21 protein-coding genes and 1 pseudogene are annotated in these 22,446 nt (G+C 39.0%); 16 read left to right on the top strand and 6 right to left on the bottom strand.

What is annotated here, in order from left to right:
- Positions 1-3: 3 nt before the first annotated feature.
- Positions 4-247, top strand: a pseudogene (locus DV434_RS02910) (IS1595 family transposase); the annotation flags it as partial.
- Positions 248-449: 202 nt separating this feature from the next.
- Here DV434_RS02910 and DV434_RS02905 read toward each other — a convergent pair.
- Positions 450-1,370: a glycosyltransferase family 2 protein gene (locus DV434_RS02905; RefSeq protein WP_118785255.1), complete on the bottom strand. Its 921-nt coding sequence runs from the start codon at positions 1,368-1,370 to the stop codon at positions 450-452.
- 268 nt (positions 1,371-1,638) lie between these two features.
- Positions 1,639-2,499 (bottom strand): YadA C-terminal domain-containing protein, encoded by an 861-nt coding sequence (locus tag DV434_RS02895; RefSeq protein ID WP_204638281.1) that lies wholly within the window; start codon positions 2,497-2,499, stop codon positions 1,639-1,641.
- Between the two features lie 198 nt (positions 2,500-2,697).
- Here DV434_RS02895 and DV434_RS02890 point away from each other — a divergent pair, with 198 nt between their 5' ends.
- The 13 genes from DV434_RS02890 (at position 2,698) to ispC (ending at position 17,469) form a co-directional block, all read left to right on the top strand.
- A complete protein-coding gene (locus DV434_RS02890; RefSeq protein ID WP_005629492.1) occupies positions 2,698-2,988 on the top strand; it encodes a co-chaperone GroES in 291 nt (96 codons plus the stop codon).
- 19 nt (positions 2,989-3,007) lie between these two features.
- A complete protein-coding gene (groL, locus tag DV434_RS02885) occupies positions 3,008-4,651 on the top strand; it encodes a chaperonin GroEL (protein ID WP_005635749.1) in 1,644 nt (547 codons plus the stop codon).
- Positions 4,652-4,760: 109 nt separating this feature from the next.
- Complete coding sequence (locus DV434_RS02880) at positions 4,761-5,309, top strand: YecA/YgfB family protein (protein ID WP_118785253.1); 549 nt, start codon at positions 4,761-4,763, stop codon at positions 5,307-5,309.
- Positions 5,310-5,320: 11 nt separating this feature from the next.
- A complete protein-coding gene (pepP, locus tag DV434_RS02875) occupies positions 5,321-6,613 on the top strand; it encodes a Xaa-Pro aminopeptidase (RefSeq protein WP_118811451.1) in 1,293 nt (430 codons plus the stop codon).
- Between the two features lie 101 nt (positions 6,614-6,714).
- Positions 6,715-7,140 (top strand): universal stress protein UspA, encoded by a 426-nt coding sequence (gene uspA, locus DV434_RS02870; protein WP_005629483.1) that lies wholly within the window; start codon positions 6,715-6,717, stop codon positions 7,138-7,140.
- Between the two features lie 187 nt (positions 7,141-7,327).
- On the top strand, positions 7,328-9,952 hold the full coding sequence (alaS, locus tag DV434_RS02865) for an alanine--tRNA ligase (protein ID WP_118785251.1): 2,625 nt from the start codon (positions 7,328-7,330) through the stop codon (positions 9,950-9,952).
- A 78-nt stretch (positions 9,953-10,030) separates the two neighbouring features.
- Positions 10,031-10,222 carry a carbon storage regulator CsrA gene (gene csrA / locus DV434_RS02860; RefSeq protein ID WP_053465818.1) on the top strand — a complete coding sequence of 64 codons (192 nt, stop codon included), beginning with the start codon at positions 10,031-10,033 and terminating at the stop codon, positions 10,220-10,222.
- A 23-nt stretch (positions 10,223-10,245) separates the two neighbouring features.
- Positions 10,246-11,133 carry a UTP--glucose-1-phosphate uridylyltransferase GalU gene (galU, locus tag DV434_RS02855; protein WP_118785250.1) on the top strand — a complete coding sequence of 296 codons (888 nt, stop codon included), beginning with the start codon at positions 10,246-10,248 and terminating at the stop codon, positions 11,131-11,133.
- 123 nt (positions 11,134-11,256) lie between these two features.
- Positions 11,257-12,630: an argininosuccinate lyase gene (argH, locus tag DV434_RS02850; RefSeq protein ID WP_118785249.1), complete on the top strand. Its 1,374-nt coding sequence runs from the start codon at positions 11,257-11,259 to the stop codon at positions 12,628-12,630.
- Between the two features lie 156 nt (positions 12,631-12,786).
- Positions 12,787-13,668 carry an Hsp33 family molecular chaperone HslO gene (gene hslO / locus DV434_RS02845; protein WP_118785248.1) on the top strand — a complete coding sequence of 294 codons (882 nt, stop codon included), beginning with the start codon at positions 12,787-12,789 and terminating at the stop codon, positions 13,666-13,668.
- Positions 13,669-13,841: 173 nt separating this feature from the next.
- Complete coding sequence (pckA, locus tag DV434_RS02840; RefSeq protein ID WP_118785247.1) at positions 13,842-15,458, top strand: phosphoenolpyruvate carboxykinase (ATP); 1,617 nt, start codon at positions 13,842-13,844, stop codon at positions 15,456-15,458.
- 150 nt (positions 15,459-15,608) lie between these two features.
- Positions 15,609-16,166, top strand: coding sequence for a ribosome recycling factor (gene frr / locus DV434_RS02835; RefSeq protein WP_005632773.1), 558 nt, complete (start codon positions 15,609-15,611; stop codon positions 16,164-16,166).
- Positions 16,167-16,275: 109 nt separating this feature from the next.
- Complete coding sequence (ispC, locus tag DV434_RS02830; protein ID WP_118785246.1) at positions 16,276-17,469, top strand: 1-deoxy-D-xylulose-5-phosphate reductoisomerase; 1,194 nt, start codon at positions 16,276-16,278, stop codon at positions 17,467-17,469.
- A 31-nt stretch (positions 17,470-17,500) separates the two neighbouring features.
- On the opposite strand, the gene DV434_RS02825 is transcribed toward ispC, so the two are convergent.
- The gene (locus DV434_RS02825) at positions 17,501-18,310 is read right to left on the bottom strand and encodes a sulfite exporter TauE/SafE family protein (protein ID WP_105898947.1); all 810 of its coding nucleotides are present in this window, start codon (positions 18,308-18,310) and stop codon (positions 17,501-17,503) included.
- Positions 18,311-18,443: 133 nt separating this feature from the next.
- Here DV434_RS02825 and DV434_RS02820 point away from each other — a divergent pair, with 133 nt between their 5' ends.
- Positions 18,444-19,523, top strand: coding sequence for an anaerobic sulfatase maturase (locus DV434_RS02820; RefSeq protein WP_118785245.1), 1,080 nt, complete (start codon positions 18,444-18,446; stop codon positions 19,521-19,523).
- A gap of 121 nt (positions 19,524-19,644) precedes the next feature.
- On the top strand, positions 19,645-20,241 hold the full coding sequence (locus tag DV434_RS02815) for a Crp/Fnr family transcriptional regulator (protein ID WP_118785244.1): 597 nt from the start codon (positions 19,645-19,647) through the stop codon (positions 20,239-20,241).
- A gap of 119 nt (positions 20,242-20,360) precedes the next feature.
- On the opposite strand, the gene rplQ is transcribed toward DV434_RS02815, so the two are convergent.
- Genes rplQ through rpsD form a run of 3 tightly spaced genes read right to left on the bottom strand, consistent with a single transcriptional unit; the run spans position 20,361 to position 22,429 of the window.
- Positions 20,361-20,747, bottom strand: coding sequence for a 50S ribosomal protein L17 (gene rplQ, locus DV434_RS02810; protein ID WP_005635737.1), 387 nt, complete (start codon positions 20,745-20,747; stop codon positions 20,361-20,363).
- Between the two features lie 40 nt (positions 20,748-20,787).
- On the bottom strand, positions 20,788-21,777 hold the full coding sequence (locus DV434_RS02805; protein WP_005632767.1) for a DNA-directed RNA polymerase subunit alpha: 990 nt from the start codon (positions 21,775-21,777) through the stop codon (positions 20,788-20,790).
- Between the two features lie 31 nt (positions 21,778-21,808).
- Positions 21,809-22,429: a 30S ribosomal protein S4 gene (rpsD, locus tag DV434_RS02800; RefSeq protein ID WP_005625866.1), complete on the bottom strand. Its 621-nt coding sequence runs from the start codon at positions 22,427-22,429 to the stop codon at positions 21,809-21,811.
- Positions 22,430-22,446: the final 17 nt, after the last annotated feature.

The following is a 22,446-nucleotide window of genomic DNA, read 5'->3' as shown; positions in this document are numbered from 1 at the left end:
AAAATGAAGATAACTCATTGTAAATTAAAGAAATCTATATAAAATAAGTTCCTTGAATTTTTTGTATTATGTATTAGAAGTGACACCCCGAACAGCGACTGATTTACTCGGTATCCAAGCCAATTCAGCGATTTTGTTTTACCGAAAAATTCGTGAAGTCATTAACTCTCATTGAGCCCTTGAAGATGATGAGGTTTTTGATGGTCAAATTGAGCTTGATGAACGCTATTTTGGCGGTCATCGTAAATGGCGGTGGACAAACCCGACGGGCCTGTACCGACAATCACGACATCGTATTGCATACTGTCACGGGTGATGGATTCTGTCATGGCGGCTCCTATTATTTATTATCGATTTTAAAATGGGCAATTATACAACGCAGACAGTTGCTTACCAAATAAAACAATGCCATCTGAAAATCGATCCAGACGGCATTTGCCCTCATATGGTCAAAGATATTTTTTATCCGGCAGTTGCGCAAAGAGGCAGTCATATTCTTTTTTCAGTTCGGGGAAATTTTTAACAATTCTGCCAATTTTATCAAATTCAATCAGTAGGATTTGACGGACAGTTTCTGCGTATCTTGAATCGGTCTGCCTTTCCATCAGCGGTACGAGATAGGTAAGCAGATTGTGAAGGTAATCGGTCAGCCTGTGGTCGGGTAGGGCGGTTGTCAGACTTCCTTTTCTGCGGTGATAAATAAAAAAGGGAATGTCAACCTCCAAGATTTTTCCGCCTGCAATCAGAAATTCAGAAATGAAAACCATATCTTCCCCAAAACGCATACCGTTGCGATAGGTAACACCCGTAGCGACAAGGTGGCGACGGTCAATCATAAAGCACATATTGTGTAGAGGCCAGTGATGAGGCAGACTCTGCATCAATATCCCCTGCATAGATGAGATTTTCCCATTGTGCTGTTCTTTAAATTGAAAAACGGGCTTACACCTCAACATATTTTTCCCCTCTTCATAAGGAGGACGGAGATATACGCCTTTAATAGCTTGAAGTCCGTTATCTTGAGCAAGTCTTGCCCACAAACCGAAATCTATGGGGTAAAGTTCGTCATCAGGGTCTAAGAACATGATGAAATCCCCCGTTGCAAGTTTTAATCCGGCATTGCGTGCCGCCGCCACGCCCCTGTTTTGGCTGCTGACAACGGTAATGAAGGGATATTGGTGCATATATTTCGCCAAGATTTCCGCACTGCCATCTGTCGAACCGTCATCTATCAGAATAATTTCTTTGCGAACCGTTTGAAGCAATATGCTTTCGAGCGCGCGGGGGATATAGGGTGCAACATTATAGACGGGCAGGATGAAGCTGATACTGGGCGGATTATTGGAGGTTGCTTTATCGTTGGAGTACATCTGAATCCTTAATTTGTTGTAAAAGGTGAAGTATGCAGATGGGCAACTTTAGGATATGACCTGCATACAAAATCCAAAATGCCGCACCTGTCTGCAAGTGCGGCATTTTTACTATAGGCTGTGTTCCAATAGGTATTGATGCAACGTATTATCAGTTAAGAGATAGCTTTTATTCAAAAGAATAGATTTCTATCTAAATAAAAAATAATCGGTTTTTCGTTACAAACCGCCGGAATCAATAAAACACAGCCGTATTAATGGCGGAAGATCACCATTGATAGCCGACAGCCGCTCCAAATAACGGTTTTTTGGTATTGTTGCCGGAGAAATTGAACGAAGTACCTGCCTTCAGGATTACTTTGCCGTTATCTGAGAGTCTGGAGTAACCGATTGCAAGAGCCTGTTCACCGTTGTAGTGTGCCGTAGAAGCGGATACCATCGAGTGTCCCGCATAAGTCGGTTGAGGAAGGAGTGCGACCGCTCCTGCTTTAGCGATACCGCCGTTCATTGATTTATCCAACTTGCCGACTTTTTGCTCTATAGAGGAAATCCGTTCATGCACCTCTTTCTCGCCTTTTCCTCCGGAGTTGGAGATATTGTTGATTTTCTCTTTCAAATCTTCGGAAAGGGTTAGAGTTAGTTTTGAAGTTTTGTCTGAATATTTAATTTTAACGTCTGATTCAGACTCACTGAATTCATCCTTTAGATTTTTGCGAAATTCCTCAAGCTTTTCCTCAATCTTTTCAGGTACGTGGTTATACAGTTGATACAGTTGTTCTCCGGTAACCGCATCAGTCGAACCCGGACCAATCCCACCCCTTGAAATGTTGGTAATCAGGGTGCCACCGCCGTCATAGCCGATGGTAATCCTCCCATATGTAATAACGTTCTCCGGATCGTATGTATCTACAACTTCTTGTTTATTGTTGTCATCATCTATTGGGTTTTCTATCATCAGCTTTCTGACCGACGTTGCCCCACTGCCGTCAGCCTGAGCGTATGGCACGGCGGATATGCCGATTCCTGTGGCTGCTGCTGTGAGGATGAGTTTAGATATTGTCGTATGTCGTATGTCGTATGTCGTATGTCGTATGTCGTATGTCGTATGTCGTATCATGATTGTACCCATTAGAGTTAAAGCTAACGTAATCCTCCGATTATATATTCAGGCCCTTACTCTGTAAATAATACGTTGTATTCTTTTAGGGGCTGAAGTAGATTAGCCCCAAACATTTTGTCAGAATTTTTTTATTCATAGCCCTTGAAAGCGAAAAAATCCTCCTTATATAAAGACCGCACTTACAAATTCTTAAGAAGGAAATTAATCATGAATATTCGTCCTTTACACGATCGTGTAATTATTAAACGTGAAGAAGTCGAAACCCGTTCAGCTGGCGGTATCGTATTAACTGGTTCAGCGGCGACCAAATCAACCCGCGCGAAAGTATTAGCTGTGGGTAAAGGTCGTATTTTAGAAAATGGCACCGTTCAACCATTAGATGTGAAAGTTGGCGATACCGTAATTTTCAACGACGGTTACGGCGTGAAAAGCGAAAAAATCGATGGTGAAGAAGTATTAATCATTTCTGAAAATGACATCTTAGCAATTGTAGAATAATTAGATAAGGGAAAAGAAAATGGCAGCAAAAGACGTAAAATTTGGTAATGACGCACGCGTAAAAATGCTTAAAGGCGTGAATGTATTAGCCGACGCAGTAAAAGTAACCCTTGGCCCGAAAGGTCGTAATGTAATTTTAGATAAATCATTTGGCGCACCAACTATCACTAAAGACGGTGTGTCTGTTGCTCGTGAAATCGAATTAGAAGATAAATTCGAGAACATGGGTGCACAAATGGTGAAAGAGGTTGCCTCTAAAGCCAATGATGCAGCAGGTGATGGTACAACTACTGCAACTGTACTTGCGCAAGCTATCGTAAATGAAGGCTTAAAAGCAGTAGCAGCAGGCATGAATCCAATGGATTTAAAACGTGGTATTGATAAAGCGGTAAGTGCGGTTGTTTCTGAGCTTAAAAATTTATCTAAACCTTGTGAAACAGCAAAAGAAATTGAACAAGTAGGGACTATTTCTGCAAACTCTGACAGCATTGTGGGTCAATTAATCTCACAAGCGATGGAAAAAGTGGGCAAAGAAGGTGTAATTACTGTTGAAGATGGTACGGGTCTTGAAGATGAATTAGATGTCGTTGAAGGGATGCAATTCGACCGTGGTTACCTTTCTCCATATTTCATCAACAAACCAGAAACTGCAACGGTTGAATTAGATAATCCATATCTTCTTCTTGTAGATAAAAAAATCTCTAACATTCGTGAATTACTTCCTGTGTTAGAAGGCGTTGCGAAAGCAGGTAAACCGTTATTAATCATTGCTGAAGATGTGGAAGGCGAAGCCCTTGCAACCTTAGTGGTGAACACGATGCGCGGTATCGTGAAAGTTGCAGCAGTGAAAGCACCAGGTTTTGGTGATCGTCGTAAAGCGATGTTACAAGATATTGCGATCTTAACTGCGGGTACTGTGATTTCTGAAGAAATCGGTATGGAGCTTGAAAAAGCGACATTAGAAGATTTAGGTCAAGCAAAACGTGTTGTTATTAATAAAGATAACACAACCATTATTGATGGTATCGGTGATGAATCTCAAATCAAAGGTCGCGTGGCTCAAATTCGTCAACAAATTGAAGAATCAACTTCTGACTACGATAAAGAAAAACTTCAAGAACGCGTGGCTAAATTAGCTGGCGGTGTGGCAGTAATCAAAGTCGGTGCAGCAACTGAAGTTGAAATGAAAGAGAAAAAAGACCGTGTGGATGATGCATTACATGCAACTCGTGCCGCAGTTGAAGAAGGTATCGTTGCCGGTGGTGGCGTTGCATTAGTCCGCGCAGCAGCGAAAGTTGCAGCAAGCCTAAAAGGTGATAACGAAGAACAAAATGTGGGTATCAAACTTGCATTACGTGCGATGGAAGCACCTTTACGTCAAATCGTCACTAACGCGGGTGAAGAAGCATCTGTTGTGGCAAGTGCGGTTAAAAATGGCGAAGGAAACTTTGGTTATAACGCAGGGACAGAACAATACGGCGATATGATCGAAATGGGTATCTTAGATCCAACTAAAGTAACTCGTTCTGCGTTGCAATTCGCGGCATCTGTAGCAGGCTTAATGATTACCACTGAATGTATGGTAACCGAGCTTCCAAAAGATGAAAAAGCTGACCTAGGCGCAGGAATGGGCGGTATGGGTGGCATGGGCGGAATGATGTAATTCGCTCATCATCAGATAAAAAGTGCGGTCGTTTTTCCACAAGGAAAAGCGATCGCTTTTTTATTTACAAAGGTTTACACTAATTTCAAATTTACTCAGGACATCTGTTATGCTCATTTCTCATTCTGACCTTAACCAACAACTTAAATCTGCTGGAATCGGCTTTAATACAACAGAACTACACGGCTTTTTAAGCGGTTTACTTTGTGGTGGTTTAAAAGATCAAAGTTGGCTACCGCTCTTATATCAATTCAGCAATGATAATTACGCTTACCCAACAGCATTAGTTCAACCCGTTACAGAACTTTATGAACAAATTAGTCAAACCTTATCAGATGTTGAAGGATTTACCTTTGAACTTGGTTTAACCGAAGATGAAAATGTCTTTGCGCAAGCGGATAGCTTATCTGACTGGGCAAATCAGTTCTTACTTGGTCTTGGCTTAGCGCAACCTGAATTAGTAAAAGAAAAAGGCGAAATTGGCGAAGCGGTAGATGACTTACAAGATATTTGCCAACTTGGTTATGATGAAGACGATAACGAAGAAGAGCTTGCGGAAGCGCTAGAAGAAATCATTGAATATGTTCGCACCATTGCTATGTTGTTCTATTCTCATTTCAACGAAGGAGAAATTGAGAGCAAACCTGTATTACATTAAGGAGATCTAGGATGGAATTGGCTTATATGGCTGAATTGCCTAAAGAAGAATTTGGGGAACGCCGCACACGAGCATTCACTCAAATGCAACCTAATTCGGCATTATTGCTTTTTTCTGAAATCGAAAAACGCCGTAATAATGATTGTACCTATCCTTTCCGTCAAGACAGCTATTTTTGGTATTTAACGGGCTTTAATGAACCGAATGCAGCACTGTTATTACTAAAAACAGAACAAGCAGAAAAAGCCATTATTTTTCTCCGTCCACGCGATCCGTTACTTGAAACCTGGAATGGTCGCAGATTAGGTGTTGAGCATGCGCCACAACAACTTAATGTAAATGAAGCCTATTCTATTGAAGAGTTCTCTACCGTACTACCAAAAATACTGAAAAATTTGACCGCACTTTACCATGTGCCAGAAATTCATACTTGGGGTGATAAATTAGTAACAGAAAGTGCGGTGAGTTTTAGCGAGATTTTAGATTGGCGACCAATGCTTAGCGAAATGCGCCTTATAAAATCGCCTAATGAAATCCGCTTAATGCAACAAGCGGGACAAATCACGGCACTTGGGCATATTAAAGCAATGCAAACGACACGCCCAAATCGCTTTGAATATGAAATTGAAAGCGATATTTTGCATGAATTTAATCGCCATTGTGCAAGATTTCCTTCTTACAATTCCATTGTTGCAGGGGGAAGTAACGCCTGTATTTTGCACTACACAGAAAATGATCGCCCATTAAATGATGGAGATTTAGTGCTCATTGACGCCGGCTGTGAATTTGCGATGTATGCAGGCGATATCACCCGCACTTTTCCTGTAAATGGAAAATTTAGCCAGCCTCAACGTGAAATTTACGAGTTAGTTTTAAAAGCCCAAAAACGTGCGATTGAATTACTTGTACCTGGCAATTCTATTAATCAAGCCAATGATGAAGTTATTCGTATTAAAACCCAAGGATTAGTGGATTTAGGCATCTTAAAAGGTGATGTCGATACACTCATTGAACAACAAGCTTATCGCCAATTTTATATGCATGGATTAGGACACTGGCTAGGTTTAGATGTGCATGATGTGGGTAGCTATGGTCAGGATAAACAACGGATACTCGAAATCGGCATGGTGATTACCGTTGAGCCAGGTATTTATATTTCAGAAGATGCTGATGTACCCGAGCAATACAAGGGCATTGGCGTGCGCATTGAGGACAATTTACTTATGACTGAATATGGTAATAAAATCCTAACCGCAGCTGCTCCCAAAGAAATTGCAGACATTGAAAATTTAATGAATTTTTAATAAAAATGTTTAAATTGTGATCTAGTACACAGTTTTTTATTGCTTAAAATGTTAGCATTAGAACCAGTTAAAAGCCGAACCAATCAGTTAAGGAGTCGATTATGTACAAACACGTTTTAGTGGCAGTAGATCTTTCTGAAGAGAGTCCAGTTTTACTTAAAAAAGCAGTTGGAGTTGCAAAACGCCACGAAGCAAAACTTTCTATCATCCACGTTGATGTGAACTTCTCGGATCTTTACACTGGATTGATTGATGTGAATATGTCTTCAATGCAAGACAGAATTTCCACGGAAACACAAAAAGCCTTATTAGATTTAGCTGAAAGTGCGGATTATCCAATTTCAGAAAAATTGAGTGGCAGTGGTGATTTAGGGCAAGTTCTAAGTGATGCCATCGAACAATATGATGTAGATTTATTAGTGACGGGACATCACCAAGATTTTTGGAGTAAGTTAATGTCTTCAACACGTCAAGTGATGAATACGATTAAAATTGATATGTTGGTTGTTCCGCTTAGAGATGAATAATTAACAAGAAATTGTTTTTTGAATAATCTGAAATAACTTAAATTTTAACCGCACTTCTCAAATAGCGTCGTGAAGTGCGGTTTTATTTTGGAGTTTTGGCAAAAAGCCTTTTTATAAATTTCAAAAATATGCCAAAATAGAGCGATTTAGTTTTTATTTTTATTATGGGTAACAAGGATTCTTTTTAATGAAAACAACAGCAGAAATAAGACAATCATTCCTTGATTTTTTCCATAGCAAAGGCCACCAAGTAGTTGAGAGTAGCTCACTTGTGCCGGAAAATGATCCGACTTTGCTTTTCACGAATGCTGGGATGAACCAATTTAAAGACGTGTTCCTTGGTATGGATAAACGTCCTTACTCACGTGCGACAACTGCACAACGTTGTGTGCGCGCAGGTGGTAAGCATAATGACTTAGAAAATGTCGGTTATACGGCTCGTCACCATACTTTCTTTGAAATGCTCGGCAACTTCAGTTTTGGCGACTACTTCAAACATGATGCGATTAATTTTGCCTGGGAGTATTTGACTTCTCCACAATGGCTCGCGTTACCAAAAGAAAAATTATGGGTAACCGTATATGAAACCGACGACGAAGCCTACAATATCTGGAATAAAGAAGTCGGTGTTCCTGCTGAACGCATTATTCGTATTGGTGACAATAAAGGCGCACCATACGCATCAGACAACTTCTGGGCAATGGGCGATACGGGTCCTTGCGGTCCTTGCACTGAAATTTTCTACGATCACGGTGATCATATTTGGGGCGGACCGCCAGGCTCACCAGAAGAAGATGGCGACCGTTATATTGAAATCTGGAACGTTGTGTTCATGCAATTCAACCGTTTAGCCGATGGCACAATGGAAAAATTGCCACGTCCATCAGTTGACACAGGTATGGGATTAGAGCGTATTTCTGCCGTATTGCAACATGTGAACTCAAACTACGAGATTGATATTTTCAAAACATTAATCGCAAAAACGGCTGAAGTTGTTGGCACAACAGATTTAAGTAATAAATCATTACGTGTTATTGCTGACCATATTCGTTCTTGTGCATATTTAATCGCAGATGGCGTTATTCCATCAAACGAAGGCCGTGGTTATGTCTTACGTCGTATTATTCGCCGCGCAGTTCGTCACGGTCACTTATTAGGTGCCAAAGAAGCCTTTTTTTATAAACTCGTGCCAACTCTAATTGAAGTAATGGCTGAAGCGGGCAAAGACGTAAAAGCAAAACAAGTAAATGTTGAAAAACTATTACGTTTAGAAGAAGAACAATTTGCTCGTACTCTTGAACGTGGCTTGAGCTTATTAGATGAGGCCCTTGCTCAAGTGAAAGATGGCGTTCTTTCAGGTGAAGTTGCATTCAAACTTTATGATACTTATGGTTTCCCATTGGATTTAACGGCTGATGTATGTCGTGAGCGTAATATCACCATTGATGAACAAGCGTTTGACCGTGAAATGGAAGCACAACGTACTCGTGCTCAAGCAGCGAGTCAGTTTGGTGTGGACTACAATAGCATTATTCGTGTAGATGGTGAAACCAAGTTTGAAGGCTATACTGAAGTCGAATCTCAAGCAAAAATCACCGCACTTTTCTATGATGGTAAATCAGTAAAAAGTATCGAAGCGGGTCAAAGTGCGGTCGTTATTTTAGAAAATACGCCGTTTTATGCAGAATCAGGTGGTCAGATTGGCGATAGCGGATATTTAAGCGCACAAGGCGTGCTCTTTAATGTTAAAGATACCCAAAAATATGGGCAAGTATTTGGACACATTGGAGAATTAACGCAAGGAAGTTTAAAAGTTGGGCAATCAGTGAATGCGATTGTGGATTCGGAACGTCGCCATCACACATCACTCAATCACTCTGCAACCCACTTATTGCACGCGGCCTTACGTCAAGTTCTAGGTCAACATGTTGTGCAAAAAGGCTCACTTGTTTCAGATAAAGCCTTGCGTTTTGACTTTGCACAACCTGAAGCAATTACAAAAGAACAATTAACTCAAATTGAAACATTAGTAAACCAAAAAATCCGTGCTAACTTCCCTGTTCAAACGGATATTATGGATATTGATTCAGCAAAAGCTAAAGGGGCAATGGCACTCTTTGGCGAGAAATATGGCGATAACGTTCGCGTATTAACCATGGGCGATTTCTCAATTGAGCTTTGTGGTGGTATTCACGCAAAACGTACTGGGGATATCGGCCTATTTAAAATTATCACTGAAAGCGCTGTAGCAGCAGGTGTTCGCCGTATTGAGGCAGTAACAGGTGAAAATGCGATTGAGTGGTTGCATAATCAACAACGCATTCTGACCCAAAGCGCAGACTTATTAAAATCAGACGTAAATACCTTAGTGGAAAAAATCCAACAACTTCAAGACAAAGCGAAGAAAGTGGAAAAAGAATTACAAGGTCTAAAAGAAAAAGCCGCAATGCAGGCTGGTTCTGATTTTATGAAAAGTGCGGTGAAAATCAACGGCGTTTCTGTTATTGCGCAACAATTGGATGGAATAGAAACCAAATCATTACGTGTGATGGTCGACGATTTAAAAAATCAGCTCGGCTCAGGCGTAATCGCATTCGCATCGATCTTAGATGAAAAAGTCAACCTTGTCGTTGGTGTAACAAACGATTTAACTACCAAAGTAAAAGCTGGAGAGCTCGTTAATTTAATGGCTCAACAGGTCGGGGGTAAAGGCGGTGGTCGTCCGGATATGGCAATGGCAGGAGGCTCCCAACCAGAAAATGTGGCACAAGCAGTTAAAGTGGCGCAGGACTGGTTAAACAAAAATCTGTAGTACAAGCCGGTTGTTGGGATGCCAACCCTTCCTTGATTGATAGGGATATCTAATAAATGCAAACTAAGGAGATAAAAGATGTTAATCTTGACTCGTAAAGTTGGCGAAAGTGTACTTATTGGAAATGATATTTCTATCACGATTTTGAGTGTACGTGGAAACCAAGTTAAACTCGGTGTAGAAGCGCCTAAAGAAGTATCCGTTCACCGAGAAGAAATTTACCAACGAATTAAACAGATGCAAGATGAACAATTAGACAGTTCATCATAATCGTAAATAATGGATTTTATATTATGAAAGCAATTATTCCTGTAGCCGGTCTTGGTACACGTATGTTGCCTGCCACGAAGGCAATTCCGAAAGAAATGCTTACTTTGGTTGATAAACCGTTAATTCAATACGTGGTAAATGAATGTGTGGCTGCTGGCATAAAAGAAATTGTGCTTGTCACGCATTCATCAAAAAATGCTATCGAAAACCATTTTGATACCTCTTTTGAACTAGAAACAATGCTAGAAAAACGCGTTAAACGTCAGCTTCTAGAAGAAGTACGTTCTATCTGTCCAAAAGATGTAACTATTATGCATGTTCGCCAAGGCAACGCAAAAGGATTAGGACACGCTGTATTATGCGGTCGCCCACTTGTGGGCAATGAGCCATTTGCAGTTGTACTACCTGACGTATTGTTAGCCGATTTCAGTGCAGACCAGAAAAAAGAAAATCTTTCTGCAATGATTCGACGCTTTAATGAAACTGGAGCAAGCCAAATTATGGTAACGCCTGTTCCACAAGAAAATGTGAGTAGCTATGGTGTTGCAGATTGTGCTGGCGCAGATCTTAATGGCGGTGAAAGTGCAAAAATTAATAGCATTGTTGAAAAACCCTCTATTGAAGATGCACCATCAAATCTTGCTGTAGTGGGGCGTTACGTTTTCTCAGCAGCAATTTGGGACTTGTTGGAAAAGACGCCAATTGGTGTTGGTGATGAAATCCAATTAACCGATGCTATTGATATGCTCATTGAAAAAGAAACTGTTGAAGCATTCCATATGACAGGTGAAACATTCGACTGTGGTGATAAAATTGGCTATATGGAAGCTTTCGTAGAATACGGTATTCGTCACGAAAAATTAGGTAAAGAATTTAAAACCTTTATCAAAAATTTGGCAAAAACGCTATAAATAGCACCAATATAGATAAAATGGACAAAATGAGAGGTTTTGTCCATTTTGTTTTATTATTCAATAGCATATTGCCACTATACATAATAGTAAAATAATTAATTAAAATAAAAAGGAAAAATTATGGCACTTTGGGGTGGGCGTTTTACACAAGCCGCAGATAAACGTTTTAAAGATTTTAATGATTCATTACGGTTTGATTACCGTTTGGCAGAACAGGATATTCAAGGCTCAATTGGTTGGTCCAAAGCCTTGGTGAAAGTGAATGTATTAACTATCGAGGAACAGCATCAACTTGAACAAGCACTAAATGAATTACTTATTGAAGTGCGGTCAAATCCGCAAGCAATTTTACAAGATGATGCAGAAGATATTCATAGTTGGGTTGAAAGTAAGCTAATCGATAAAGTTGGTAATCTTGGTAAAAAATTACATACTGGCCGTAGCCGTAACGATCAAGTGGCAGTAGATATAAAACTGTGGTGCAAACAACGTGTGGTTGAATTACAAGAATCAGTACGTAATTTGCAACGCCACTTAGTTCAAACCGCAGAAAACACACAACAAGCAGTAATGCCTGGCTATACCCATTTACAACGAGCTCAACCAATAACTTTTGCCCATTGGTGTATGGCGTATGTGGAAATGTTCGACCGCGACTATTCACGCTTAACAGATGCGTATAATCGTATGAATACCTGTCCACTTGGTAGTGGAGCGCTAGCTGGTACAGCTTATGCTGTAGATCGTGATTCACTTGCGCACGATCTTGGTTTTTCTTTCGCGACTAGAAATAGCTTAGATAGCGTCTCTGATCGCGATCATATCGTCGAGTTGCTTTCCATCGCCTCCCTAAGTATGGCGCATCTTTCCCGCTTTGCTGAAGATATGATTATCTTTAACAGCGGAGAGGCAAATTTCGTAGAACTATCTGACCGCGTGACTTCTGGCTCATCATTAATGCCACAAAAGAAAAATCCTGATGCATGTGAGTTAATTCGAGGCAAAGCAGGTAGGGTGATTGGCTCATTAACAGGCATGTTAATTACCTTAAAAGGTTTGCCACTTGCGTATAATAAAGATATGCAAGAAGACAAAGAAGGTATTTTTGATGCCCTAGATACTTGGCAAAACTGTGTGGACATGGCAACGTTCGTATTAGATGAATTGAAAGTAAATGTTGAACGTACTCGTGAAGCCGCGTTAAAAGGTTATTCAAACGCAACTGAATTAGCGGATTATTTGGTTTCTAAGGGAGTACCTTTCCGAGATTCCCATCATATCGTGGGTGAAACGGTTGTTTATGCCATCGAGAAAGGCAAAGGATTAGAAGATCTTACTATCCCTGAATTTCACCAATTTAGTGAAGTAGTGGGAGATGATGTTTACGAGATTCTTTCGCTCCAATCTTGCTTAGACAAACGTTGTGCAAAAGGTGGTGTATCGCCATTGCGTGTTGCCGAAGCTATTGCAGAAGCCAAAACAAGATTTGCTTAATCATATTTTAAGGCGCATATCACAATTGGATTTCACAAGACTCCCTTGCAATCCACTGAATAGCCCCAATTATGAGTAGCAACACTTAAATAAGATGATAAAAACAAAAAGTGCGGGAAAAACTACCGCACTTTTTATTTCAATTAGGAATGATCAATGACCAATCAACGAGACTATACTCAAGACAATGACAAGCTTTACCGTTATCTTTTCCAAAATCGTGCGGTTCGTGGGGAATGGGTTCGCTTAAATAAAACATTCACTGATACATTAAATACCCATCGGTATCCGAAAGCAGTACAGGATTTATTGGGTGAAATGATGGTGGCGACTAATTTGCTCACTGCCACACTAAAATTTGACGGTAATATCACCGTACAAATTCAAGGCGATGGTCCATTACGCTTAGCATTAGTAAATGGCAATGATCAACAACAAATCCGCGCCCTTGCTCGAGTGGATGGCAACATCACTGAAAATATGAGTCTGCATAATATGATTGGTAAAGGCGTATTGGTCATTACTATTGCACCAAAAGAAGGCGAACGCTATCAAGGAGTAATTAGTCTGGATAAACCGACAATAACAGAATGCTTAGAAGATTATTTTGTACGCTCAGAACAACTTCAAACTCAATTAATTATTCGTACTGGAGAATATGAAGGAAAGCCGGTGGCAGCTGGTATGCTATTACAGATTATGCCTGATGGTTCTGGTACACCAGAAGATTTTGAGCATTTAACTACGCTCGCAACAACAGTAAAAGATGAAGAATTATTTGGCCTCCCAGCAGAAGAGTTACTCTATCGTTTATATCATGAAGAAACCGTCAATCTTTATCCAGCACAAGATGTACAATTTTTCTGTGGCTGCTCTACAGAGCGTTCTGGTTCTGCATTACTGCTCATCTCCGATGAAGAAATTGATGAAATACTAGCCGAACATAAAGGCAGTATTGATATGCAATGTGAGTGTTGTGGCACACACTACTTCTTTAATAAAGAAGCGATTGAAAAATTAAAATCAACAAAACTTTAAAAATAATCCCGACGCCATGTCGGGATTTTTGATCTACATCATTAATACACCTAAAAATAGGTAATGGAGAGCTATAATTTTTCAAAAATGAGATCTAGTTAACATTTTTTTACATTGACATTCTTTAGAATAGGTGACAGTTAAATTTTAATCTTGAATATTAGAGGTGACTTATGACAGACTTAAACAAAGTAGTAAAAGAACTTGAAGCTCTAGGCATTTATGACGTAAAAGAAGTTGTCTACAATCCAAGCTACGAGCAATTGTTCGAAGAAGAAACTAAACCGGGTTTAGAAGGCTTTGAAAAAGGTACTTTAACTACGACTGGTGCAGTAGCTGTAGATACCGGTATCTTCACTGGCCGTTCACCAAAAGATAAATATATCGTGTTAGATGAAAAAACCAAAGATACTGTTTGGTGGACATCTGAAGCAGCGAAAAATGACAACAAACCAATGAACCAAGCTACATGGCAAAGCTTAAAAGACTTGGTGACTAACCAACTTTCTCGTAAACGCTTATTTGTGGTTGATGGTTTCTGTGGCGCTAGCGAACACGACCGTATTGCAGTACGTATTGTAACTGAAGTTGCATGGCAAGCACACTTTGTGAAAAACATGTTTATTCGCCCAACTGAAGAACAACTCAAAAATTTTGAACCAGATTTCGTTGTAATGAACGGCTCTAAAGTAACCAATCCAAACTGGAAAGAACAAGGTTTAAATTCAGAAAACTTCGTTGCCTTCAACTTAACTGAGCGCATTCAATTAATCGGTGGTACTTGGTACGGCGGTGAAATGAAAAAAGGTATGTTCTCAATGATGAACTACTTCCTACCACTTAAAGGTGTTGGCGCAATGCACTGCTCAGCTAACGTTGGTAAAGATGGCGATGTAGCAATCTTCTTCGGCTTATCTGGCACAGGTAAAACAACCCTTTCAACCGATCCAAAACGTGAATTAATCGGTGACGATGAACACGGTTGGGATGATGTTGGTATCTTTAACTTTGAAGGTGGTTGCTATGCGAAAACCATTCACCTTTCAGAAGAAAATGAACCTGATATTTACCGCGCTATCCGTCGCGATGCATTATTAGAAAACGTGGTTGTTCGTGCAGATGGTTCTGTTGATTTTGACGACGGTTCAAAAACAGAAAATACTCGCGTATCTTACCCAATTTATCACATCGATAACATTGTAAAACCAGTTTCTCGTGCTGGTCACGCAACTAAAGTTATTTTCTTAACTGCCGATGCATTTGGCGTATTACCACCAGTATCTAAATTGACACCAGAGCAAACTAAATACTACTTCTTATCAGGTTTCACTGCAAAATTAGCAGGTACTGAACGTGGTATTACTGAACCAACTCCAACTTTCTCAGCATGTTTCGGTGCGGCGTTCTTAACGCTTCACCCAACTCAATATGCGGAAGTGTTAGTAAAACGTATGCAAGCAGCCGGTGCTGAAGCTTACTTAGTGAATACTGGTTGGAATGGTACAGGCAAACGTATTTCAATCAAAGATACTCGTGGAATCATTGATGCAATCTTAGATGGCTCAATTGAAAAAGCTGAAATGGGCGAATTGCCAATCTTCAACTTAGCCATTCCTAAAGCATTACCAGGTGTAGATTCTGCAATCTTAGATCCTCGCGATACTTACGCAGATAAAGCACAATGGCAATCAAAAGCTGAAGACTTAGCAGGCCGCTTTGTGAAAAACTTTGTTAAATATGCAACTAACGAAGAAGGCAAAGCTTTAATTGCAGCTGGTCCTAAAGCTTAATTAAAAATACTAAAAATATTAACCGCACTTTGGGTAACTGAAGTGCGGTCATTTTTTATCTGTTTTCAAGCTGATAAATGTATTCAAAAATTGACAAAAATCCAGTAAAATCACCGCGTTTTAACTTTCGTCAATTAAAAGGACAATGCAATGCTTAACCAAATTAAAAAAGATGCTCAAGATCGTATGGAAAAAAGCCTTGAAGCATTAAAAGGCCATATTTCGAAAATCCGTACCGGTCGTGCACAACCGAGTTTACTTGATGCAATTCAAGTTGAATATTATGGTGCAGCAACTCCACTTCGCCAATTAGCAAACGTAGTGGCAGAAGATGCGCGTACTTTAGCTGTAACTGTTTTTGATCGTTCTTTAATCTCTGCGGTAGAAAAAGCAATTTTAACCTCAGATTTAGGTTTAAACCCATCTTCAGCGGGTACTACAATCCGTGTTCCACTTCCTCCATTAACAGAAGAACGTCGCCGCGATTTAATCAAAATTGTAAAAGGCGAAGGAGAACAAGGTAAAGTTGCAGTTCGTAATGTGCGTCGTGATGCGAATGATAAAATCAAAGCATTATTAAAAGACAAAGAAATCAGCGAAAACGAACAACATAAAGCAGAAGAAGAAATCCAAAAAATTACTGATATTTACATTAAAAAAGTAGATGAAGTATTAGCGGATAAAGAAAAAGAATTAATGGATTTCTAATCATAAAAAATGCGAAAGGCAGACAGTTTTGTCTGCCTTTATTTTATTAGGTATGCAAATTTAGACGTACCAATGAAAATATAATCAACAAAAGTGCGGTAAAGATTCTATGCAAAAACAAAACATTGTCATTCTTGGTTCAACGGGATCTATCGGTAAGAGTACCCTTTCTGTTATCGAAAATAACCCTCAGAAATATCATGCATTTGCACTCGTAGGCGGAAAAAATATAGAAGCAATGTTTGAACAATGTATCAAATTCCGACCACACTTTGCGGCTCTTGATGATGTAAATGCGGCTAAAATTTTACGTGAGAAATTAATTACGCATCATATTCCAACGGAAGTATTAGCAGGACAACAAGCTATTTGCGAACTCGCAGCACACCCAGATACCGATCAGATAATGGCATCTATTGTTGGTGCAGCAGGATTGTTACCGACTCTTTCAGCGGTTAAAGCGGGTAAACGGGTGTTACTAGCAAATAAAGAATCATTGGTAACCTGCGGACAGCTTTTTATTGATGCTGTAAAAAACTATGGTGCGAAGCTTTTACCAGTAGATAGTGAACATAATGCTATTTTTCAATCGTTACCGCCAGAAGCACAAGAAAAAATCGGTTTTTGCCCACTTTCTGAATTAGGTGTAAGTAAAATTATACTCACTGGTTCTGGCGGGCCATTTCGTTACACACCACTCGAACAGTTCGCAAGTATCACACCAGAACAAGCGGTTGCTCACCCTAATTGGTCTATGGGTAAAAAAATCTCTGTCGATTCAGCTACAATGATGAATAAGGGCTTGGAATACATTGAGGCTCGATGGCTTTTCAACGCAAGTGCGGAAGAAATGGAAGTCATTATTCATCCGCAATCGATTATTCATTCTATGGTGCGTTATGTTGATGGCTCAGTCATTGCTCAAATGGGAAATCCAGATATGCGTACACCAATTGCAGAAACTATGGCATATCCTCACCGCACTTTTGCGGGAGTAGAACCACTCGATTTCTTTAAAATCAAAGAACTAACATTTATTGAACCTGATTTTAATCGCTATCCAAATTTAAAACTGGCTATTGATGCCTTTGCTGCGGGTCAATATGCGACAACAGCAATGAATGCAGCTAATGAAATTGCCGTACAAGCATTTTTAGATCGTCAAATTAGCTTTATGGATATTGCAAAAATTAATGCAAAAACAATTGAGAAAATTTCGCCTTATACCATTCAAAATATTGATGATGTACTCGAAATTGATGCACAAGCAAGAGAAATTGCGAAAACGCTAATTGGGGAATAGACCTAGCATAACTAGGTCTAGTTTATTCGATTTAATGGAATACAAATTCCAAAATACACATATAAGCTGCAATACAAAATAAAATAATCGCCAATAATTTTCTTGTTAAAGCCGGATTCATTAATCCACGCAATTTCATTGAGAAGAAACTCATTCCAAATGACCCCAAGGTAACGACACCAACTACAAGAAAATTTACATACCCTAATTGACCACTTAGGCTGATATCATAGGGAAAAGCTCTAGTGAGATAGCCGTATAGATTACCAATCCCACCAATAATCATCATGTAGTTCGTATAAACGGCAATTTGTTGTGTTTTTACCCCCTTTAATTGCCCGACAAGGGGCGCAAGAATAGAACCGCCTCCAATACCTGTAATACCCGCAATTAATCCTCCGCCACAACAGCTAATGCTACCTTTCGCTCGTTCTATAGGAGACATATTAGGCACTTCTATTTGTGTTCTCGATCTGTTTAAAAATGTTTTAATCGCTAGTGCACTCAAACTTACTGTAAAAATTAAACTAATTATCGCTGTAGAAAAATAAAAACTTAATTCAAAACCAATTTGCACGCCAATAACCATTGCTATAGACCATAAAATCATATTGATATGATCAATTTTAATTTTTTGCTTATGGAAAAATAATAAGTTAATCAATGCGGTACACATCACAATGGTAAGTGATGTAGCTGAAATAACTTGAATCGGCAATTCGGGAAATAATGTACGTAAAATTGGCACCATCAATACCCCACCGCCAATACCAAAAATAGCAGAAACCATATTGGTACAAATACCGCAAATCAGTAAGATAAAAATTGTGCTAAGTGCCATCTTAGATCCTATTTAAAAATTCATTTAATCATACTTCATTTTGACGTAAGAGCATATGCGCAACTTATGATCGCTATCATATACAGTTAAAATTATTCTGTTATGATAAAAAGAATAAGGAGGATACGTAGATATGAATTCATTTCAATTAATGGCAAAACCTACTGGTTCAATTTGTAATTTAGATTGTCAATATTGCTTTTACTTGGAAAAACCTCACTTAAACCAACGGGCTATGACTAATGAAGTATTAGAAGCCTATATCAAATCCTATATTGAAACAACGCCTCAACAACAAGTTACTTTCCTATGGCAAGGCGGCGAGCCAACCCTAGCAGGTCTTGATTTCTACAAAAGAGCGGTCAATTTTCAGCATAAATATGCTAATGGCAAACAAATTGAAAATTCTCTACAAACGAATGGAGTATTACTTAATGCCGATTGGTGCCGTTTTCTTCACGATCATCACTTTCTTGTAGGGCTTTCTATAGATGGACCTAAGCACTTACACGATACCTATCGTTTAACTAAAAATGGCAAAGGCACATTTCAACAAGTAATAGATGCACTAGATTTACTACATAACTATCAAGTATCTTTTAATACTCTCACGGTAGTGCATAATCTAAATGTCCTACATGGCAAAGAAATCTATCATTTTCTAAAACGAATTGGATCGCCATATATGCAATTTATTCCACTAATGGGAGATTATAAGCAACAAGCCCCTGTAAAGGATTATGGGCAGTTTCTAATTAATATTTTTGATGAATGGTACGCTAATGATGTAGGAAAAATTGGGATTCAGTTTATTGAGCAATGGTTTATGGCCTATCTTGGATTACAACCTAGTTTATGTATTTTTCGTGAAACCTGCGGTAATCAATTAGTTATTGAACAAAATGGGGATATTTATAGTTGCGATCATTATGTTTACCCTGAGTACAAGTTGGGAAACCTCATAGAAACACCACTAATAACATTAGTTGATAACATAAAACAAAAACATTTCGGCTCAACGAAATCCTTTCTTTCCGAACGATGCAAAAGCTGTAAATTTCGTTTTGCTTGTCATGGAGGTTGCCCAAAACATCGAACTGTTCAAGGATTTGGAAAACCACATAATCAACTCTGTGAAGCCTATTATATGGCGCTCTCTCACATGGAACCCTATTTGAAAGAATTTGCAAAATGCTTTGGTAAAGCAAAATAATATTATTCATTTAAAATAAAAATTTTGTTACCAAGTTAACACTTTTAAAACTTGCTTATAGCGGATAAAAACAGAAATTTGTATAGTAACCTAAAGTTATTTTATGTATTAAGAGGATATTATGTCAAACTCATCACCTTACTTACCTCAAAACTTACACCAATGCATTATTTCTGAAAGTAAAACACTAGGGAAAAACAGCTTAATTTATACTCAAGGTGAAAAACCTAAAGAATTTTATTTTTTAAAACGAGGGCTTGTCGGGCTTTATCATAGCTTAGAAAATGGTAAAGAAACCTTGATTCGACTTTATCATGCTAACGAATATTTTGGGTTTAGAACAATCTTTAGTGAAACAACTTATCATTGTAGTGCAAAGGTGTTACTAGAAGCAGATATTATTCGTATATTTCCTGGAAATCACACTACTTTTATCGCAAATAATCCTGATTTTTCCTGCTATCTTATGAAACAACTTTCGAATGAATTATATGACGCAGAACACCGAGTAAGTAGTACAGCCTATAAACGAAGCTACGAGCGTATAATTGATGCAATTGAAAATCTAACTGAAAGTTATCCCGATTACCCTTGGACCTACCGAGAAGTAGCTGAATTTTGTGGATGCGAAACAGAAACGGCTATTCGTATTAGTCAAGAATTAAAGAAACAAGGAATTCTAGACAAAAATACAAGACATTTACGAATCTGCTCTTAAATTTAAGATTATGGTTTTGAACTATCTATCTAAATAATATTTCAGTAAATAAAGCGCTTTTACTTACATATAAAATAAAAAAGCTCACTATAAAGTGAGCTTTTCCTTTGAATTGATTTTTATTCCTCAGTAGCTGCTTCAGCAACTTCTGGGCGATCAACTAACTCAATGTATGCCATTGGTGCATTATCGCCTGCACGGAAACCACATTTCAAAATGCGAGTGTAACCACCTGCACGTTGAGCAAAACGTGGACCTAATTCATTAAATAATTTTGCAACAGTTTCAACGTTGCGAGTACGAGCGAATGCTAAACGACGGTTTGCAACGCTATCTACTTTTGCTAATGTAATTAACGGTTCAACTACACGGCGTAATTCTTTAGCTTTAGGCAAAGTAGTCTTAATGATTTCATGACTAACTAAAGCACTTGCTAAGTTACGAAACATCGCTTGGCGATGGCTGCTATTACGGTTTAGTTGACGACCACTCTTACGATGGCGCATGATCTTATCCTTCTCAGAAAAATCTTAACCTATGACCAAACTAGTCTTCAGCAATACTTGCTGGTGGCCAATTTTCAAGGCGCATACCAAGTGACAAGCCACGTGAAGCGAGTACATCCTTAATTTCAGTAAGAGATTTCTTACCAAGATTAGGTGTTTTTAATAATTCGACTTCTGTACGTTGTACTAAATCACCGATATAATGAATTGTTTCTGCTTTCAAACAGTTAGCAGAACGAACTGTCAACTCTAAATCATCTACAGGACGTAGTAAAATCGGATCAAATTCCGGTTTTTCTTCCTTAACTTCAGGTTGACGAACATCACGCAAATCAACGAATGCATCGAGTTGTTCTGCTAAAATTGTTGCTGCACGACGAATTGCTTCTTCAGGCTCAAGCGTACCGTTAGTTTCTAACTCAATAACAAGCTTATCTAAGTCCGTACGTTGTTCTACACGCGCTGCTTCTACATTGTATGCAATGCGATCTACAGGGCTATAACAAGCATCCACTAATAAACGACCGATTGGACGCTCCTCAGTTTGGCTATGTGTACGAGCTGAAGCTGGAACATATCCTCTACCACGTTGAACACGAATACGCATACTAATCGATGCATTCTCATCTGTTAAGTGACAGATTACGTGATCCGGATTCACAATTTCAACATCACCATCGTGGGTAATGTCCGCCGCAACAACAGGGCCAATTCCAGATTTATTTAGTGTCAGAATAACGTCATCTTTATTCTGTACTTTAACCGCTAGACCTTTAAGGTTTAAAAGTACTTCAAGAACATCTTCTTGAACACCTTCCTTACTACTATATTCGTGCAATACGCCATCAATTTCTACTTCAGTTACAGCACAACCTGGCATTGAAGACAGAAGGATACGACGCAATGCATTACCTAGAGTATGGCCAAAACCGCGCTCTAACGGTTCTAAGATCACCTTAGCATGAGTTGAACTAATTTGTTCAATATCTACTAAACGTGGTTTTAAAAATTCTGTAACAGAACCCTGCATTTTATCCTCTCTTTGCTTTTAAGCTTAACTATTATTTAGAGTAAAGCTCAACGATCAGATGTTCGTTAATGTCTGCTGATAAATCAGAACGTTCAGGAACACGTTTGAACACACCTTCCATTTTCGCAGAATCAACTTCTAACCAAGTTGGTTTCTCTCTTTGTTCTGCTAATTCTAATGATGCTTTAATACGTGCTTGTTTTTTAGATTTCTCACGAACAGCAACAACATCATTTACTGAAACTTGGAATGATGGAATATTAACAACACGACCATTTACAACAATCGCTTTGTGGCTCACTAATTGACGAGCTTCTGCGCGAGTTGCAGCAAATCCCATGCGATAAACAACGTTATCCAATCTACCTTCTAATAACACTAATAAGTTTTCACCAGTGTTACCTTTTAAACGGTTTGCTTCTTTATAGTAGTTACGGAATTGACGTTCTAAAATACCATAGATACGACGAACCTTTTGTTTTTCACGTAATTGACTACCATAGTCAGACAAACGCGGTTTACGAGCACCGTGTTGACCAGGTGCTGTATCAATTTTACATTTTGAATCAATCGCACGCACGCCTGATTTAAGGAATAAATCAGTGCCTTCACGACGGCTGAGCTTGAGTTTTGGACCCAAATATCTTGCCATTTTCTTTCTCCAACAAT

The sequence above is a fragment of the Haemophilus haemolyticus genome, assembly GCF_003493685.1.
GTDB classification, from domain to species: domain Bacteria; phylum Pseudomonadota; class Gammaproteobacteria; order Enterobacterales; family Pasteurellaceae; genus Haemophilus; species Haemophilus haemolyticus_O.
This window is presented reverse-complemented; position numbering and strand designations above follow the sequence as displayed.

Coding starts and splice junctions, on each gene's coding strand:
- ispC (WP_118785246.1), top strand. CDS start 16,276: ATGCAAAAACAAAACATTGTCATTCTTGGTTCAACGGGATCTATCGGT.
- pckA (WP_118785247.1), top strand. CDS start 13,842: ATGACAGACTTAAACAAAGTAGTAAAAGAACTTGAAGCTCTAGGCATT.
- galU (WP_118785250.1), top strand. CDS start 10,246: ATGAAAGCAATTATTCCTGTAGCCGGTCTTGGTACACGTATGTTGCCT.
- frr (WP_005632773.1), top strand. CDS start 15,609: ATGCTTAACCAAATTAAAAAAGATGCTCAAGATCGTATGGAAAAAAGC.
- uspA (WP_005629483.1), top strand. CDS start 6,715: ATGTACAAACACGTTTTAGTGGCAGTAGATCTTTCTGAAGAGAGTCCA.
- DV434_RS02880 (WP_118785253.1), top strand. CDS start 4,761: ATGCTCATTTCTCATTCTGACCTTAACCAACAACTTAAATCTGCTGGA.
- DV434_RS02905 (WP_118785255.1), bottom strand. CDS start 1,370: ATGTACTCCAACGATAAAGCAACCTCCAATAATCCGCCCAGTATCAGC.
- alaS (WP_118785251.1), top strand. CDS start 7,328: ATGAAAACAACAGCAGAAATAAGACAATCATTCCTTGATTTTTTCCAT.
- argH (WP_118785249.1), top strand. CDS start 11,257: ATGGCACTTTGGGGTGGGCGTTTTACACAAGCCGCAGATAAACGTTTT.
- DV434_RS02825 (WP_105898947.1), bottom strand. CDS start 18,310: ATGGCACTTAGCACAATTTTTATCTTACTGATTTGCGGTATTTGTACC.
- hslO (WP_118785248.1), top strand. CDS start 12,787: ATGACCAATCAACGAGACTATACTCAAGACAATGACAAGCTTTACCGT.
- pepP (WP_118811451.1), top strand. CDS start 5,321: ATGGAATTGGCTTATATGGCTGAATTGCCTAAAGAAGAATTTGGGGAA.
- rplQ (WP_005635737.1), bottom strand. CDS start 20,747: ATGCGCCATCGTAAGAGTGGTCGTCAACTAAACCGTAATAGCAGCCAT.
- rpsD (WP_005625866.1), bottom strand. CDS start 22,429: ATGGCAAGATATTTGGGTCCAAAACTCAAGCTCAGCCGTCGTGAAGGC.
- DV434_RS02805 (WP_005632767.1), bottom strand. CDS start 21,777: ATGCAGGGTTCTGTTACAGAATTTTTAAAACCACGTTTAGTAGATATT.
- groL (WP_005635749.1), top strand. CDS start 3,008: ATGGCAGCAAAAGACGTAAAATTTGGTAATGACGCACGCGTAAAAATG.
- DV434_RS02820 (WP_118785245.1), top strand. CDS start 18,444: ATGAATTCATTTCAATTAATGGCAAAACCTACTGGTTCAATTTGTAAT.
- csrA (WP_053465818.1), top strand. CDS start 10,031: ATGTTAATCTTGACTCGTAAAGTTGGCGAAAGTGTACTTATTGGAAAT.
- DV434_RS02890 (WP_005629492.1), top strand. CDS start 2,698: ATGAATATTCGTCCTTTACACGATCGTGTAATTATTAAACGTGAAGAA.
- DV434_RS02895 (WP_204638281.1), bottom strand. CDS start 2,499: ATGGGTACAATCATGATACGACATACGACATACGACATACGACATACG.
- DV434_RS02815 (WP_118785244.1), top strand. CDS start 19,645: ATGTCAAACTCATCACCTTACTTACCTCAAAACTTACACCAATGCATT.